13 protein-coding genes are annotated in these 13,816 nt (G+C 71.0%); 5 read left to right on the plus strand and 8 right to left on the minus strand.

Features of this window, described 5'->3' with window-relative positions; all coding sequences use genetic code 11:
* Window positions 1–17 precede the first annotated feature (17 nt).
* Both OHT76_RS07535 and OHT76_RS07540 read right to left on the minus strand, forming a co-directional pair.
* Window positions 18–1,622, minus strand: a complete 1,605-nt coding sequence (locus tag OHT76_RS07535) for an amidohydrolase (protein ID WP_328869965.1) — start codon at window positions 1,620–1,622, stop codon at window positions 18–20.
* A gap of 194 nt (window positions 1,623–1,816) precedes the next feature.
* A complete protein-coding gene (locus OHT76_RS07540) occupies window positions 1,817–2,257 on the minus strand; it encodes an Lrp/AsnC family transcriptional regulator (RefSeq protein ID WP_328869966.1) in 441 nt (146 codons plus the stop codon).
* Between the two features lie 273 nt (window positions 2,258–2,530).
* Here OHT76_RS07540 and OHT76_RS07545 point away from each other — a divergent pair, with 273 nt between their 5' ends.
* Window positions 2,531–2,974, plus strand: coding sequence for a hypothetical protein (locus OHT76_RS07545; protein WP_328869967.1), 444 nt, complete (start codon window positions 2,531–2,533; stop codon window positions 2,972–2,974).
* 29 nt (window positions 2,975–3,003) lie between these two features.
* Here OHT76_RS07545 and OHT76_RS07550 read toward each other — a convergent pair whose 3' ends face one another.
* Window positions 3,004–4,098 carry a phosphotransferase family protein gene (locus OHT76_RS07550; protein WP_328869968.1) on the minus strand — a complete coding sequence of 365 codons (1,095 nt, stop codon included), beginning with the start codon at window positions 4,096–4,098 and terminating at the stop codon, window positions 3,004–3,006.
* A gap of 13 nt (window positions 4,099–4,111) precedes the next feature.
* Complete coding sequence (locus OHT76_RS07555; protein WP_328869969.1) at window positions 4,112–5,212, minus strand: hypothetical protein; 1,101 nt, start codon at window positions 5,210–5,212, stop codon at window positions 4,112–4,114.
* A 135-nt stretch (window positions 5,213–5,347) separates the two neighbouring features.
* Here OHT76_RS07555 and OHT76_RS07560 point away from each other — a divergent pair, with 135 nt between their 5' ends.
* Window positions 5,348–5,596, plus strand: coding sequence for a hypothetical protein (locus OHT76_RS07560; protein WP_328869970.1), 249 nt, complete (start codon window positions 5,348–5,350; stop codon window positions 5,594–5,596).
* On the opposite strand, the gene OHT76_RS07565 is transcribed toward OHT76_RS07560, so the two are convergent.
* Window positions 5,559–6,731: an acyl-CoA dehydrogenase family protein gene (locus tag OHT76_RS07565; protein WP_328869971.1), complete on the minus strand. Its 1,173-nt coding sequence runs from the start codon at window positions 6,729–6,731 to the stop codon at window positions 5,559–5,561. The genes OHT76_RS07560 and OHT76_RS07565 overlap by 38 nt on opposite strands.
* Before the next feature lie 327 nt (window positions 6,732–7,058).
* Here OHT76_RS07565 and OHT76_RS07570 point away from each other — a divergent pair, with 327 nt between their 5' ends.
* A complete protein-coding gene (locus tag OHT76_RS07570) occupies window positions 7,059–8,306 on the plus strand; it encodes a glycoside hydrolase family 18 protein (RefSeq protein ID WP_328869972.1) in 1,248 nt (415 codons plus the stop codon).
* Window positions 8,307–8,357: 51 nt separating this feature from the next.
* Here the strand turns inward: OHT76_RS07570 and OHT76_RS07575 are convergent, their stop codons facing one another.
* The 3 genes from OHT76_RS07575 to OHT76_RS07585 form a co-directional block, all read right to left on the minus strand.
* Window positions 8,358–9,017 (minus strand): TetR/AcrR family transcriptional regulator, encoded by a 660-nt coding sequence (locus tag OHT76_RS07575; protein ID WP_328869973.1) that lies wholly within the window; start codon window positions 9,015–9,017, stop codon window positions 8,358–8,360.
* 66 nt (window positions 9,018–9,083) lie between these two features.
* The gene (locus tag OHT76_RS07580) at window positions 9,084–9,224 is read right to left on the minus strand and encodes an SCO1431 family membrane protein (protein ID WP_328869974.1); all 141 of its coding nucleotides are present in this window, start codon (window positions 9,222–9,224) and stop codon (window positions 9,084–9,086) included.
* A gap of 97 nt (window positions 9,225–9,321) precedes the next feature.
* The gene (locus OHT76_RS07585; protein ID WP_328869975.1) at window positions 9,322–10,689 is read right to left on the minus strand and encodes a peptidase C39 family protein; all 1,368 of its coding nucleotides are present in this window, start codon (window positions 10,687–10,689) and stop codon (window positions 9,322–9,324) included.
* Window positions 10,690–10,886: 197 nt separating this feature from the next.
* Here OHT76_RS07585 and OHT76_RS07590 point away from each other — a divergent pair, with 197 nt between their 5' ends.
* Entirely contained in the window at window positions 10,887–11,507 is a 621-nt protein-coding gene (locus OHT76_RS07590) for a uridine kinase family protein (RefSeq protein WP_328876478.1), read from the plus strand.
* Window positions 11,508–11,939: 432 nt separating this feature from the next.
* A complete protein-coding gene (locus OHT76_RS07595; protein WP_328869976.1) occupies window positions 11,940–13,802 on the plus strand; it encodes an AAA family ATPase in 1,863 nt (620 codons plus the stop codon).
* The last annotated feature ends 14 nt before the right edge of the window (window positions 13,803–13,816 follow it).

The raw sequence follows: 13,816 nt of genomic DNA on the forward strand, positions 1-13,816 counted from the left end.
CACGCCACCCCGGGAGATCACTCGCCCGGCCGTACGAACACCGTCCGTCCACCGACCACCGTGCGCAGACAGACGGGCAGGTCACGGCCCGGGGTGAGATCGGGGAGACCGGGAGTGCCGGAGCGCGGGTCGGTGGACCAGCGGGCGACCCGGTCGTCCGGGGCCTGGACCACGAGTTCGTCGGTGCGCCACACGGCGTAGTCGGCGGGCGCGCCGGGGACCAGGACGCCCGCGTCGTCCCGCCCGATCGCGCGCCAGCCGCCCCGCGTGTGGGCCGTGAACGCGGCGCGTACCGAGATCCGGTGCTCGGGCGTGCGGTGGAAGGCGGCGGCGCGGACCGTGCCCCAGGGGTCCAGGGGCGTCACCGGGCTGTCGGAGCCGAAGGCGAGCGGGACACCGGCCCGCAGCAGGGCCGCGAAGGGGTTCAGGGAGCGGGCCCGTTCGGCGCCCAGGCGAGCGGTGTACATGCCGTCCTCGCCGCCCCACAGTGCGTCGAAGGCGGGCTGGACGGAGGCGGTCAGGCCGAACTCGGCGAAGGCGGCGATCGTCTCGGGGGTGAGCATCTCGGCGTGCTCGATCCGGTGCCGGGCGGCGCGGACACGGGCGAGGCCGACCTTCTCGGCGGCGGCGCGCACGCCCTCGACGACGGCGGTCACGGCGGCGTCGCCGATCGCGTGGAAGCCGGCCTGGAGGCCCGCCTCGGTGCAGGCGGCGACATGGGCGGCGACGGCGGCAGCGTCCAGGTAGGCGAGGCCGGTGTGCTCGGCGTCGGCGTACGGCCGGTGCAGACAGGCGGTGTGCGAGCCGAGGGCGCCGTCGATGAAGAGGTCGCCCGCGGCGCCGGCCGCGCCGAGCTCCCGCGCCTTTTCGACATCCTGCTCGGCCCAGTATCCGACGACCCGGGGTCCGGCCTCCTCGGCGGCGAGCCGGAGCAGGCCGGTGAAGTCGTCCTCGGAGGAGATCTCCGGGCCCGCGCACTCGTGGAGGGAGCCGATGCCGAGGGAGGCGGCGTGGACGAGGGCGGCCCGCTGGGCCTCGATGCGCTGAGCCGGCGTCACCGCGCCGAGCGCGGCGGCGCGTACGGCGTGGTGGGCGTCGGCGGTGAGCGGGCCGTCGATCCGGCCCAGGGACGCCATGTCGAGCAGGGCCGTCGTCACGACCGCCGAGTGGACGTCGATACGGGACAGATACAGGGGCCGTCCACCGGTGGCCGCGTCCAGCTCGGCCCGGGTCGGCGGGCGGCCGCCGGGCCAGCGGGCGGAGTCCCAGCCGTGGCCCAGAAGGACGCGATCGTTCGGGCGGGCGGCGGCGAAGTCCCGTACGAGATCGAGGGCCGCCTCCAGGGAGGGGGCGGCGGACAGGTCGAGGCCGGTCAGGGCGAGGCCCGTGGCGGTGGTGTGCACATGGGCGTCGGTGAAGGCCGGGGTGACGAGCGCGCCGTCCAGGTCCACGACCTCGTCCACGCCGTCCGCGAAGGCGTCCGCGGCGCCTTCCGATCCGACCCAGGCGACCTGGCCGCGCTCGACGACCATCGCGGTGGCGAACGGGTCGGCGGGGCTGTGGACTTCCCCCCGGCGGAGCAGGACGGTGTTCGACTCGGACTCGGCGGTGCGCTCACTCATGGGGAACAGTCTCCCGCCTCGCCCCGGCCGCCCGGCACCCAGGTGGGGTCGGAGACGCGGCGGGGCGTGCTTCGTACGGCGTCGAGGGCGGTGACCCGGGCCCGGCGTGCGCTCCGCCGTCCGCGTGCGCGCAGCGACCGGTCGCGCTCCATGGGAGACAGCGCCTGCTCTGCCCAGGCGGCACGCAAGTCGGCTCAGATACGCGGCGGGCGCGCCTCGTAGGGAGTGGAGAGCACCACCGTCGTCCGCGTGGACACCCCCGCCAGCGAGCGCAGCCGTGCCAGCAGTTCCTCCAGCTCGTGCGGCGTGGACACGCGCACCTTGAGGATGTAGTTCTCGTCGCCCGCGACGCTGTGGCACGCCTCGATCTCGGGGACCCCGGCGAGGCGGTCCGCGATGTCGTCGGGTGCGCTGGGGTCGAACGGTTTCACCGAGATGAACGCGGTCATGGGCAGCCCGATGGCCTCGGGGTCCACGACCGCGGCGTAGCCACGGATGACGCCACGCTGTTCGAGCCGTCGCACCCGCTGGTGCACGGCCGACGTGGACAGGCCCGTGGCCTTGCCCAGGTCTGTGTAGCTCATCCGCCCGTCCTTGACGAGCAGCTGCACGATCTGTCGGTCCAGCTCCTCCATGGCGCAAGAACCTACAGTGCCCCTGACCTCCTGGGATACCTGAGCGACCCAGGTCATGTCCGGTTCGTGATGTGACGGGGAGGAGTCCGTGAGCCGCGTGGGGGACAAACCGGCCGCCCCGGGCACCTGCGGGCGGCATGTGACGAACGCCACAGCCCCCTGACCGGCTCCGTGATGTTCTCGTGATTACCGCCGAGACGGGACGGGAAGTGCTTGCTGTGGTCGAGGCCGCAGTGCCTGAACGGCCCGGCCCAGCCCGAGGGGGAGAATCCCATGCAGAGTCTTAAGCGCCCTGGTCGTACCGCAGCCAAGCGCCCGCAGCTTGTCGTCGAGCCCGAGCCGGAGGGCGTCGAACCCGACGGATCCGACTTCGCCGACGAGGAGTTCGACGCGTACGACACCTTCGAGATGTACCGGGTGATCTGCCCGGACTGCGCGCAGCCCATCGCGCTGCTGGCGGACGAGGAGGTCCTGCCCGAGCACGCGCTGTGCGCCTCGCCGTGGAACCCGTTCGGCCTGACGGTGTGCGCCGGCACCGGCCGTCGCGCCGCCGACGCCCGCGCCGCGGACGAGTCGGCCGAGCCCCAGGAGCAGGACACCGCCCTGTTGTTGACGCTCCCTCAGGGGCTCGACTGGCGGACGCAGCCCTTCTCGCACGTCGGCGGCCCGGGCTCGCGCCCGATGCGGGTGCCGACGATGCGGCGCCACGCCGCCTGAGCACACAGCAGCGGCAGGAACCGCTTGGCTCAATCCCAGTAGCTGCCCTGCACCATGGCGCGCAGACTGCCGTGGTGCAGGATCAGTGTGTCCGGATCCGCCGGGACGACGGCTTCGCCGAAGCGCACCTGCCGGTAGGCGACGCGCAGCATGACAATGGCGTGCCGCAGCGCGGCGTACAGGGTGTGGAACTCCATGTCGCGCGGGGTGTGGCCGGTGAGTTCGGCGTAGCGCGCCTCTACCCGGTCGCGGCGCAGGAAGCCCGGCAGTCCGCGCTGCCCGAAGGCGACGGTCAGGTCCTGGAAGAAACGGTGCAGATAGATCGTCCAGCCGAGGTCCACCTCACGCGGGGCGAGGGCCGCCATCTCCCAGTCGAGGACGGCCGCGGGTTCGAACCCTGCGTAGACCACATTGCCTATGCGCGCGTCGCCCCAGTTGAGAACGGGTGTGCCGGGATCCTGGGGCCAGAGGTCGGCGAGCCGGTCGAAGGCGTCCTCGATGAGCGGTGAGCGCGGGACGCCGTCGACGACCCATTCGTAGTACGCCCGTTGGGCCGCGACATGGCGGTGCAGGGCGTCACCCTCGCCCGGCAGCGCGAGGAACTCGGCCTCCTTCAGAGGCACTTGGTCGTGCAGTCGGGCCAGCAGCCCGATCGACGCCGCCTCCAGGCGCTCGCGCTCCTCGTCGCTCGCCGCGTGCAGCCAGTTGCCCTCGTACGTGTAGGGCATGACGTCCGGCGGCACCCGCCCCTCGACACGTTCCATGACGAAGAAGGGCGCGCCGAGCGGGCCGGGGTCCTCCTCCAGCCACAGCACCTTCGGCACGGGCAGGTCGGAGTGCTGCCCCACAACGCGCATGGTGCGGTACTGGCGGACCATGTCGTAGACCGGGAAGACGGTGTACGCGCCGGGATCCGCCGCCAGCCGCAACGCGCAGGCCCGCAGGGGCGGTTCGGGATGCTCGATGTCGAAGAGCAGCGTCTCGCTGGACATGCCGTTGGAGGCGGGGACGCTGACTCCGACCGCCTTGGCGCCGGGCAGCCGGGTGTCGAGCCAGTCGGAGAGGCGGCGTGCGATGTCCTCGGGGTCACGTGTGCTGGTACGCGGACGAGGTGCTGACGGCATGGGCTCAACCCCCTTATGGCGCGACCGACTCGAAGCCGGTGAACCCGCTCGGATCGTGCCGTCCGAACGAGCCGTGCTCGAAGATGCCGTGTCCGACCCGGCCGTCGAGGCGGAAGCGGGCGGCGTGGTCGGTGACCCCGTACGCGGCCAAGGGGTGCGGTTCCGCGAGGTCGTAGGTGCGCCGGTCGGTCCAGCCGCGACCGCGCCAGGTGCCGTGCTGCCAGTCGTCGGCGGGGGGATAGCCTGCGCCGACGGCGAGCGGGGAGGAGGTGAGGATCTCGACCTCCAATTCCTGCGGCTTGCGCGGGTCGCCGAGGTGAACGAGGGCCCGTTCGGGGTGGCGGGTGCCGGAGCGGTAGGTGATCTCCGGCTGAGGCCAGCCGAGTTGGCGGTCCCGCCTGCCGGGGCGGACGAGGGTGGCGTCGTTGAGCGTTCGGTAGCCGTCGGCGTCCTCCTGGACGATCACCATCAGGAAGCGGTCGTCGAAGCGAACGGGGCACCAGAGCCAGTGGAACCCTTCCGTCGGGTGTTCCTCGGCCAACCGGCCTCCCTCCTCGCCGGGGACGGGGCGTACGCCCCAGCTGCGGTCGCGGGTGCCGGTCCACGCGGTGGGCGTGACACGAAACTCCTCGCCGCCGGCCCGCATCATGCCCTCCACGCCGCCCGCCTGCACGAAGCGACGGCCCTCCAGCGTGAGCCGGTCGCCGCGGCGCTGCGTGTGGTGGGGTTCCCACAGCGCCGGGAATTCGGCGGTCCAGGTCAGGTCGTACGACAACGATTCGTCGTCGCTCACCAGGCGCAGTCGGCGCAGCGGCTCCTGGACCTCGATCCTGAGCGGCCCCACGACGAGCCGCATCCGGTCCTCGCCGAGGGCGTCCGAGGCCCGCGCCGCGTGCAGGGTGTCCCCGATCCGCAGCGTCGCGTAGGCGTCGATCACGCCCAGGTTCGGGTACACCCCCAGCCCGACGATCAGCAGCGCCCGGCCCTCGTGGTCGAGGACGTGGAAGATGCAGCGGTCGTAGGCGTTCCGGTCGCCGGTCGCCGTGTGCTTCATGGAGAGGGGCACCTGGTGCACCAGGTACTCGTCGAGCGGTACGGGGCGGTCGTCGGCCACGGCAGACCTCCTGGAGGCGGCTGAGCTGACGGTACGTCAGATGGGTGCAGGTGGCCAGATGCGGGGACCGTCCGCGAACTCACGCCCGATTCCGTCAGGAGGTGACCTGCCCGGTCGCCGCCGCGTTGCCCTGGTATGACCCCCACATATTCGACGACCGGGCGTCAACGACGCGTCTTCGTGCCGCCTCCCACAGAATCGGTTCCGCTGGCGCCCCCACAGCTCCAGGATCCGCCCATCTACCAGGATCTGCTGCGCACGTGGGCGGACCGGGGCCGCACCCTGCCGGGCCGCCACGACCCGGAGTGGGTCCGGCTGGCGGCGCCGACGGTGCGGCCGGGTGAGTTCAGCGCCCCTCGGGACCCGCGAGGTGACGGGCGATGACCATGCGCTGGATCTGGTTGGTGCCCTCGACGATCTGCAGCACCTTGGCCTCGCGCATGTAGCGCTCGGCCGGGAAGTCGGCGGTGTAGCCGTACCCGCCGAGGATCTGCACGGCGTCGGTGGTCACCTTCATCGCGGTGTCGGTGCAGTGCAGCTTGGCCATGGCCGCCTGCTTGGCGAACGGCCGCCCCGCGTCCCGCAGTCGTGCCGCCGCCAGGTACAGCGCGCGGCCCGCCTCGATCTGGGTCGCCATGTCGGCGAGCATGAAGCGCAGGCCCTGGAAGTCGGAGATCGGCCGCCCGAACTGGCGCCGCCCCGAGGCGTAGGCCACGGCCTCGTCCAGGGCCGCCTGAGCAACGCCGATCGCGCAGGCCGCGATGCCGAGCCGCCCGGAGTCCAGCGCGGACAGGGCGATGGCGAAGCCCTGCCCCTCCTCACCGAGCCGCCGCTCGTCCGGCACCCGCACCCCGTCGAAGTGGACCTGTGCGGTCGGTGAGCCCTTCATGCCCATCTTCTTCTCGGGCGCGGCCCCGCTCAGCCCCTCGGCGTCGCCGGGCACCAGGAAGGCGGTGATCCCACGCGGGCCCTCCTCGCCGGTGCGGGCCATGACCGTGTAGAAGTCGGCGATGCCGCCGTGGGTGATCCAGGCCTTGGTACCGGTGATCACCCAGTCGTCGCCGTCCCGCACCGCCTTGGTGCGCAGGGACGCGGCATCCGATCCGGACGACGGCTCGGACAGACAGTAGGCGCCCAGCAGTCCCCCGCCGAGCATCGCGGGCAGATGCCCGACCTGCTGCTCCTTGGTGCCGTAGGCGGCAAGGGCGTAGGAGGACAGGGTGTGCACGCTGACGCCGAGGCCGACGGTGAGCCGGGCCATGGCGAGCTCTTCGAGGACCTGGAGGTAGACCTCGTACGGCTGCTCGCCGCCGCCGTACTCGGCGTCGTAGGGCAGTCCGAGGAGGCCCGATTCCGACAGCAGGGAGAAGACCTCGCGCGGGAAGCGTCCGGCGTCCTCCTCCTCGGCCGCCTTCGGGGCGATCTCGCGCTGGGCGATATCGCGGACGAGCGAGATCAGATCCCGGGCCTCGTCCGTGGGCAGTTGCCGGTCCACCGGCTGCGGGGCGCGGTCGGGCATGGCGACGCTCTCCTCCCTTGTCGGGCGCATCGGCGGACGTGCGCCTTGGGTGGGGCGGCTCCGCCGGGTCTCACTGGGTGCGGGCCGGCGGCTCGCGCCTCCGGGTCACGGAAGCTGCTGACCAGCGGCTCTGCGCTGTGAGTATGCCCGATCGGAGGCACCGAGTCACCAGTTAACGACCGCTTACTCCAAGAAAACTCAAGCCGCGCGAAATTGGTCCGAACCATTGACCCGACTGGTCTAGTCCTCCTAATGTGCGGGCAACGCTTTACCGCGTTCATGCCAATCGGCACGCGTTCCCCTCTCCCCCACGAGGAGACACCCGATATGCACATTCCGCACCGCACCCGATTCCGGGCGCTGATCTCCGCCGCCTGCGCGGCAGTTCTCGGCGCCGGGCTGCTCGCCGGGGCGGGATCGGCCACCGCTTCGGCCACCGCGAAATCGAGCGCTCCCGCGGCCGAGGCGGCCGCCGGCTCCAAGGTGATCGGCTACTTCACCGAATGGGGCACCTACGACCGCAAGTACTACGTCAAGAACATCGAGACCTCCGGTTCCGCGGCCAAGCTCACGCACATCAACTACGCCTTCGGCAATGTCACCGGCGGCAAGTGCGTGGCGGGCGACAACTACGCGGCCACCGAGCGGACCTACACCGCGGCCGAGTCGGTCGACGGTGTGGCCGACACCTGGGACCAGCCGCTGCGCGGCACCTTCAACCAGCTGCGCGAGCTGAAGAAGAAGCACCCGAACCTCAAGGTGCTGTGGTCCTTCGGCGGCTGGACCTGGTCCGGCGGCTTCGGCCAGGCGGCCCAGAACCCGGCCGCGTTCGCCCAGTCCTGCTACAACCTGGTCGAGAACTCCAAGTGGGCGGATGTCTTCGACGGCATCGACATCGACTGGGAGTACCCGAACGCCTGCGGCGCGACCTGTGACACCAGCGGACGTGCGGCCTTCAAGAACCTGATGCAGGCCCTGCGCGCCAAGTTCGGCACCGGCAACCTGGTGACCGCGGCGATCACCGCCGACGCCACCGCGGGCGGCAAGATCGACGCGGCGGACTACGCGGGCGCGGCACAGTACGTCAACTGGTACAACCCCATGACCTACGACTACTTCGGCGCCTGGGACGCGACGGGCCCGACGGCTCCGCACTCGCCGCTGAACTCCTACTCGGGCATCCCGAAAGCCAACATGTACAGCTCGGCAACCATCGCCAAGCTCAAGGGCCTCGGCATCCCGGCCTCCAAGCTCCTGCTCGGCATCGGCTTCTACGGCCGCGGCTGGACCGGAGTGACCCAGTCGGCGCCCGGCGGCACCGCGACCGGCCCGGCGGCGGGGACGTACGAGCAGGGCATCGAGGACTACAAGGTCCTGAAGACCAAGTGCCCGGCGACCGGCAAGGTGGGCGGCACCGCCTACGCCAAGTGCGGCTCCAACTGGTGGAGTTACGACACCCCGGCGACCATCGCCACGAAGATGACCTACAAGAACCAGCAGGGCCTGGCGGGCACCTTCTTCTGGGAGCTCAGCGGGGACACCGCGGGCGGTGAGCTCATCAAGGCGATCAACTAACCCCTGATACGGGGGACTTGGGGGCGGAGACCACGAGACTCCGCCCCTTCGTCATGCCTCGCGGCGGGCGGGCTCGGGGGCCGGGTAGGCGGGGTCCAGCTCCTCGATCGCGCGCAGGGCGCCGCCCAGGGTCTTCACCAGCAGTTCGCGCATGGTGTCGCGGGAGAGTTCGGGATGGTCCGTCCAGTCCAGGGCGGCGCCCTCGACGCTGCACACCCAGGCCAGCAGGCCCATCCGGGCCAGCGGGGCGATGTCGGTACGGCCGTACGCGCCCTCGGCGATGGTCGCGACGATCGCCTCGCGCACCCCGTCCCGGATGGCGTGCACCTCGGCGTCGAAGCCGACGCCGCCGCTGACGATCGTGCGGTAGGCGGCCTGGTTGTGCTCGGCGTAGCGCAGATAGCTGTCGATCGTGCGGTGGACCCGCTCCACCGGGGGCAGTTCGACCCCGCTCGCCGCGTAGGTGACCAGATCGGCGACGGAGTCGTTGATGATCGCCAGGTAATAGCCGCGCTTGGACTGGAAGTAGTAGTAGATCAGTCCCTTGGCCACATGCGCCTGCCGCGCGATGTCGTCCATCGACAGCGCGTCATAGGACGTGTCGGCGAACAATCTCCGCCCGATGGCGATGAGTTCGGCGCGGCGGGCCGCCGATCGCTCGGTGCCGCGCGCCCGGGGACGGACGACGGCAACGCGCTGCTGACTATTCAATTTCGACCCTGGTCTCAGGCGGGCGTCGGGACATCCGCAGTATGTCAGGTTCGAATATGTGTCAGGTCAGATCAGACCGAGCTGGGTCACGAGCATCGCGACGACCACGACGAGGGTCCAGCCCATGACGTGTTCGAGGACCTTCGGGCCGTCTTCCTTCGGACCGCCGGTGCGCACTCGGGTGAGGGTGGCAGCATTCGTACTCATCCGTCCACCTTGCCACCGACCAGGGCTTTTGCGGCCGAGACCTTGGTCACAGCGGACGGCCCCCGGCAGTGTCCGGGGGCCGTCGTCATGCGACGTCTCAGCGCACGCCCACCGCCGCGAGCGCCATGTGCTGGCGCACCGACGGACGGGCCGGGAAGTACAGGTAGCAGACGCCTCCGGTGCCCGAGACGACCTTGCCGCTGGCGTTGTACCGCTTGGTCCTCAGCCAGATGTTCTCGAACTCCCGCCTGCGGTAGACCCGCCGCACCGCCGCGTTGCTGGGCGAGGCCGGGTCGTTGGCGACCACATCGCCCTCCGCGGTGAAACCGATCACGGTCATCAGATGCCCGGAGGTGCCGTATCCCGCGCCGGTCAGCTCCTCCTTCAGGAACGACTGGGACGTTATGGCCGGGATCCCCGCCGCGATCAGCGTCTCCAGGTCGGTCAGCGAGCCGAGCCGGGTGACCACGCCCTGGAGGTCCTTGAAAGTGGCCGCGTAGGCCGCGTTGAAGGGCCAGTTGCCGCAGCCCGCGTACTGGTGGTCGTAGGTGAACCGGGCCGCGTGGCACACCTGCGGGTCGGCGAAGCTCGGGTCGACCCAGGCGAGCTGCTCCTCGGTGAGCCGGCCGCCCCAGTACTCGATGATCATCTGCGAGGAGGTGGGGCTGCACCAGGCCTCGCCGCCGTTGTCGTACTCGGGGTACTGGCCGACGTGGATGTCCTGCGAGTAGCGCGGGACCGCCAGCTCCTGGGCGAGACCGGGTGTGGAGGCCGGGACGGTGAAGCGGTCCGGGACGTCGGAACCCATCGCGCCCAGCCGCCACACGGTAGGGGTCTTCTTCGTCCCCGGCTTGCGGTAGAGGGTGAGGCGCAGCCGGTACGAGGTCAGACGCAGGCCCGTTGCCGGGTCGTCGATGGCGAAGGTGTCGGTCCAGATCGTGGACTTGTCGTCGGTCTGGTCGTCGACGGAGGTCCGCTTGATGTCCTGGTCACCGGCGGCCCAGCGGCCCATGACGTACCAGGGAGTGTCGGTGCCGTCGGAGTAGGTGCCCTTCAGCTCGACCTGGAGCCAGGTGCCGGCCGGGGTGTGCGCGTTCCAGGAGGCGATGGCCTCGGTCGAGGGCACGGCAAGCCGGTGGACGGGCGAGGTCCAGGTGGCGTACTCCCAGGTGGCGGTGGTGCCGGTGTGCGGGTCGGTGTAGTCGGCGAGGCCGATGGGGGCGCCGATCACCACGCCGGGACGGGCGCCCGCGACGGCGCGGGTGCCCTTCGCGGTGCCGGAGCGCCAGTCGGTGTACGTCGTCCAGGCCCGGTTGTCGATCTGGCGGGCCGCGGCCTGCGCGGCGTCGGCCGCTCCGGGGGTGCCGGCGGCTGCGGCCGGGACCGCTCCTGCGCCGCCGGCCACGGCTGCGGCGACCGCGGCGGTCAGAACGGTTCTGCGGGACGGCTGTTCGGATCTGCTCATGGGCGGAAGACCCCCAGTGGTCCGAGTCGGGGCAGGTCCAGTGCGTATGTGTGCGCCAACTATGGACGCAGCCGACGCCTGCTGCCAGCACTTCGGAGCATGCCGCGCCAGGAATATTGGCCTCGACCACTGGCATCACCCGAGGTGCCGCATCACTAGACTTCCGGTGCACGCACGACTCCACCCCGGGAACCGCCATCCACGACCTCGCCGCACGGCTCAACCGTCTCCCCGCGTCCTGCGGTCCCGTCCGACTGATCGGTATCGACGGGCACGCCGGGTCCGGGAAGTCCACGTTCGCCGAGCGGTTGGCGCGGGTGCTGGGCGGGGCTCCGGTGCTGCGGCTCGACGACATCGCCAGCCATGACGAGCTGTTCGACTGGACGGACCGGCTGCGAACCCAGGTGATCGAGCCCCTCTCCCACGGGGAGACGGCTCATTACGCCCCCTACGACTGGCGCGCCTGCCGCTTCCGGGAGCCCGTCGCCCTGCCGCCCGCCCCGGTCGTCCTCGTCGAGGGGGTCGGCGCCGGGCGGCGCGCGCTGCGGCCGTATCTGGCCTTCCTGCTGTGGATGGATCTTCCGCAGGCGGAGTCCTGGGCGCGCGGCCGCTCGCGGGACGGCGCGGAGCAACGGGAGTTCTGGGACGGCTGGGTCGGGGCGGAACAGAAGCATTTCGCCGTGGACCCCTCGCGCCCCTTCGCCGACGTATTGGTACGGCAGTGCGCGAAGGGGTACGAGTTGCGTCCCGGGCCTGCCGGGACCGTAGAAATGGACCAGCTCATCACGCTGAGTGAGGGACCATCCGCAATGTGGTGAAGTTGTGAAGAGGGGTCGGCGGGAACTTGTCGGACTGCCCCAACTCGGCTTGACCCAAGGGCCGTACAGGTCTTACGTTCTCAATGTGCGGTCGACGCAGACCGCCCGCCAGACGCGAAGCCCCCGGTTGTTCCCCCGTGATCGGGGGCTTCGTTCTGCCCTCACCCCGTTTTCCGGCCGCAACGAGCCGTGATTCGCTCACCCTCGGTTACCGAAGGCTGTGCGCCCCCACTGCTCCCACCTCGCCAAACGGCCGGTGCGGCACCCTGGGGCGGGCGACACCACCGCAGGTACGATGCCCTCGGTGCGACCTGGGACTGCTGCTCCGCGCACCGTTGCAACTCCGGTCCGCAGTACGGCGGTTCTACTCCAAAGGCCGACGGGCGACGGCTCGGTGGCCAACCGACGGGGGCACGGTTTGTGGGGGACGTGATGGACTTCGGCATGCAGGGCCCCGAGGCCCCGGCCGACCTCGCCTGGTTGCGAGGCGTGGACGCCTACACCATGGGCGCTTATCCGCAGGCGGAGGAGGAGTTCCGCACCGCGGTGCGGATCGATCCCGGCATGGCCGACGGCTGGCTCGGCCTGCACGCGCTGCGCGTGGACACGACAACCGCGCTGCTGCGGATGTTCCGGCACCGGGACCGCTTCGGGGAACAGCGCGCCCGGCACCGCCGTACTCTCAACTCCTGGTACTGGCTGGGCTGGTGGGTGCAGCCGGTGCTGGAGAGCCCGCGCGATCTGCTGCTCGCGCACGCCTCGCACTGGCTGGACGGCCGGCATGTGCCGGAGCTGGACCGGGCGCTCGCCGGTCTGCCGCCGGTGGACGCCGACGCCCAGGTCCGCTTCCTGCACGCCTGCCGGGCCTATCTGGTCAAGGACTGGGAACAGCTCGTCCGGCACACCGACCCGCTGCTCGACGACCCCATGCTCGGGATCGAGGCCGGACTCTTCGGCGGCATGGCCCGGGTCCGGCTCGAGATGTACGGCCAGGCCGAACCGCTGCTCTCGGCGGCCCTGATGCGCTGCCGCAGCGAACAGCCGCAGCGCAAGGAGCTGCGGTACTGGCTGGCGCGGGCCCATGAGGGCACCGGCCGGTCGGCCGCCGCGCTCCCCCTCTACCGGGCCGTGCACCGCGTCGACCCCGCCTTCATGGACACCTCGGCCCGGCTCGCCGCCATCGCCGAGGGCGACGGGTACGAGGAGACCGGCGATCTCGCGCCGATCACGCTCACCGGTCTCGGCCAGGACTCCGTCGACGGGCCCGACTCACTCGACCCCATCTTCGGCGAGGGGCGTGAGCTGAAGCTCTCCGGCCCCGATCTGCCGCCGTCCGGGCCGCTTCCCCCGGTGCCCGACCCGGGTGTCCGCGAGCGGGCGAGCCTTTCCGGCCAGCCGCTGCCTGCCGGGCCCACGGACCCCGCATTACTCGAGGAGGCGCTCGCCGAACTCGAGCGCATGGTGGGCCTGGAGCCGGTCAAGCGCCAGGTCAAGGCGCTGTCCGCGCAGTTGAACATGGCCCGGCTGCGGGCGGGGCAGGGACTGCCGGTCCAGCCGCCCAAACGGCACTTCGTCTTCTCCGGCCCCTCCGGCACCGGCAAGACCACGGTCGCGCGCATTCTGGGCAGGGTGTTCTATGCCCTGGGGCTGCTCGGTGGTGACCATCTGGTGGAGGCGCAGCGGGCCGATCTCGTGGGCGAGTACCTCGGGCAGACGGCCGTGAAGGCGAACGAGCTGATCGACTCCGCGCTGGGTGGGGTGCTGTTCGTCGACGAGGCGTATTCGCTGTCCAACTCCGGGTACGGCAAGGGCGATGCGTACGGCGACGAGGCGCTGCAGGTGCTGTTGAAGCGGGCGGAGGACAACCGGGACCACCTGGTCGTGATCCTCGCCGGCTACCCCGAGGGCATGGACCGCCTGCTGGCCGCCAACCCCGGGCTGTCCTCCCGCTTCACCACCCGCGTGGACTTCCCCTCCTACCGGCCCCTCGAACTCACCTCCATCGGTGAGGTGCTCGCCGCGGAGAACGGTGACGTGTGGGACGAGGAGGCGCTGGACGAGCTGCGCTCCATCGCCGGGCATGTGGTGGATCAGGGGTGGATCGACGAGCTGGGGAACGGGCGGTTCCTGCGGACGCTGTACGAGAAGAGCTGCGCGTATCGGGATTTGCGGTTGACGACGTATCCGGGGGCTTTGACTCGGGACGACTTGTCGACACTGCGGTTGCCGGATCTTATGCAGGCGTATGGGGAAGTGTTGTCGGGGCGGGGGCCGCAGGATCCGCCGGGGTTGTGACCCGAGCAGGCCGC

Origin of the sequence: Streptomyces sp. NBC_00287, assembly GCF_036173105.1 — a bacterium.
Classification (GTDB): domain Bacteria; phylum Actinomycetota; class Actinomycetes; order Streptomycetales; family Streptomycetaceae; genus Streptomyces.

Excerpts from the sequence above, each read along its gene's own strand:
- OHT76_RS07535 (WP_328869965.1), bottom strand. The coding sequence starts at position 1,622 with ATGAGTGAGCGCACCGCCGAGTCCGAGTCGAACACCGTCCTGCTCCGC.
- OHT76_RS07540 (WP_328869966.1), bottom strand. The coding sequence starts at position 2,257 with ATGGAGGAGCTGGACCGACAGATCGTGCAGCTGCTCGTCAAGGACGGG.
- OHT76_RS07545 (WP_328869967.1), top strand. The coding sequence starts at position 2,531 with ATGCAGAGTCTTAAGCGCCCTGGTCGTACCGCAGCCAAGCGCCCGCAG.
- OHT76_RS07550 (WP_328869968.1), bottom strand. The coding sequence starts at position 4,098 with ATGCCGTCAGCACCTCGTCCGCGTACCAGCACACGTGACCCCGAGGAC.
- OHT76_RS07560 (WP_328869970.1), top strand. The coding sequence starts at position 5,348 with ATGACCCCCACATATTCGACGACCGGGCGTCAACGACGCGTCTTCGTG.
- OHT76_RS07565 (WP_328869971.1), bottom strand. The coding sequence starts at position 6,731 with ATGCCCGACCGCGCCCCGCAGCCGGTGGACCGGCAACTGCCCACGGAC.
- OHT76_RS07570 (WP_328869972.1), top strand. The coding sequence starts at position 7,059 with ATGCACATTCCGCACCGCACCCGATTCCGGGCGCTGATCTCCGCCGCC.
- OHT76_RS07580 (WP_328869974.1), bottom strand. The coding sequence starts at position 9,224 with ATGAGTACGAATGCTGCCACCCTCACCCGAGTGCGCACCGGCGGTCCG.
- OHT76_RS07585 (WP_328869975.1), bottom strand. The coding sequence starts at position 10,689 with ATGAGCAGATCCGAACAGCCGTCCCGCAGAACCGTTCTGACCGCCGCG.
- OHT76_RS07595 (WP_328869976.1), top strand. The coding sequence starts at position 11,940 with ATGGACTTCGGCATGCAGGGCCCCGAGGCCCCGGCCGACCTCGCCTGG.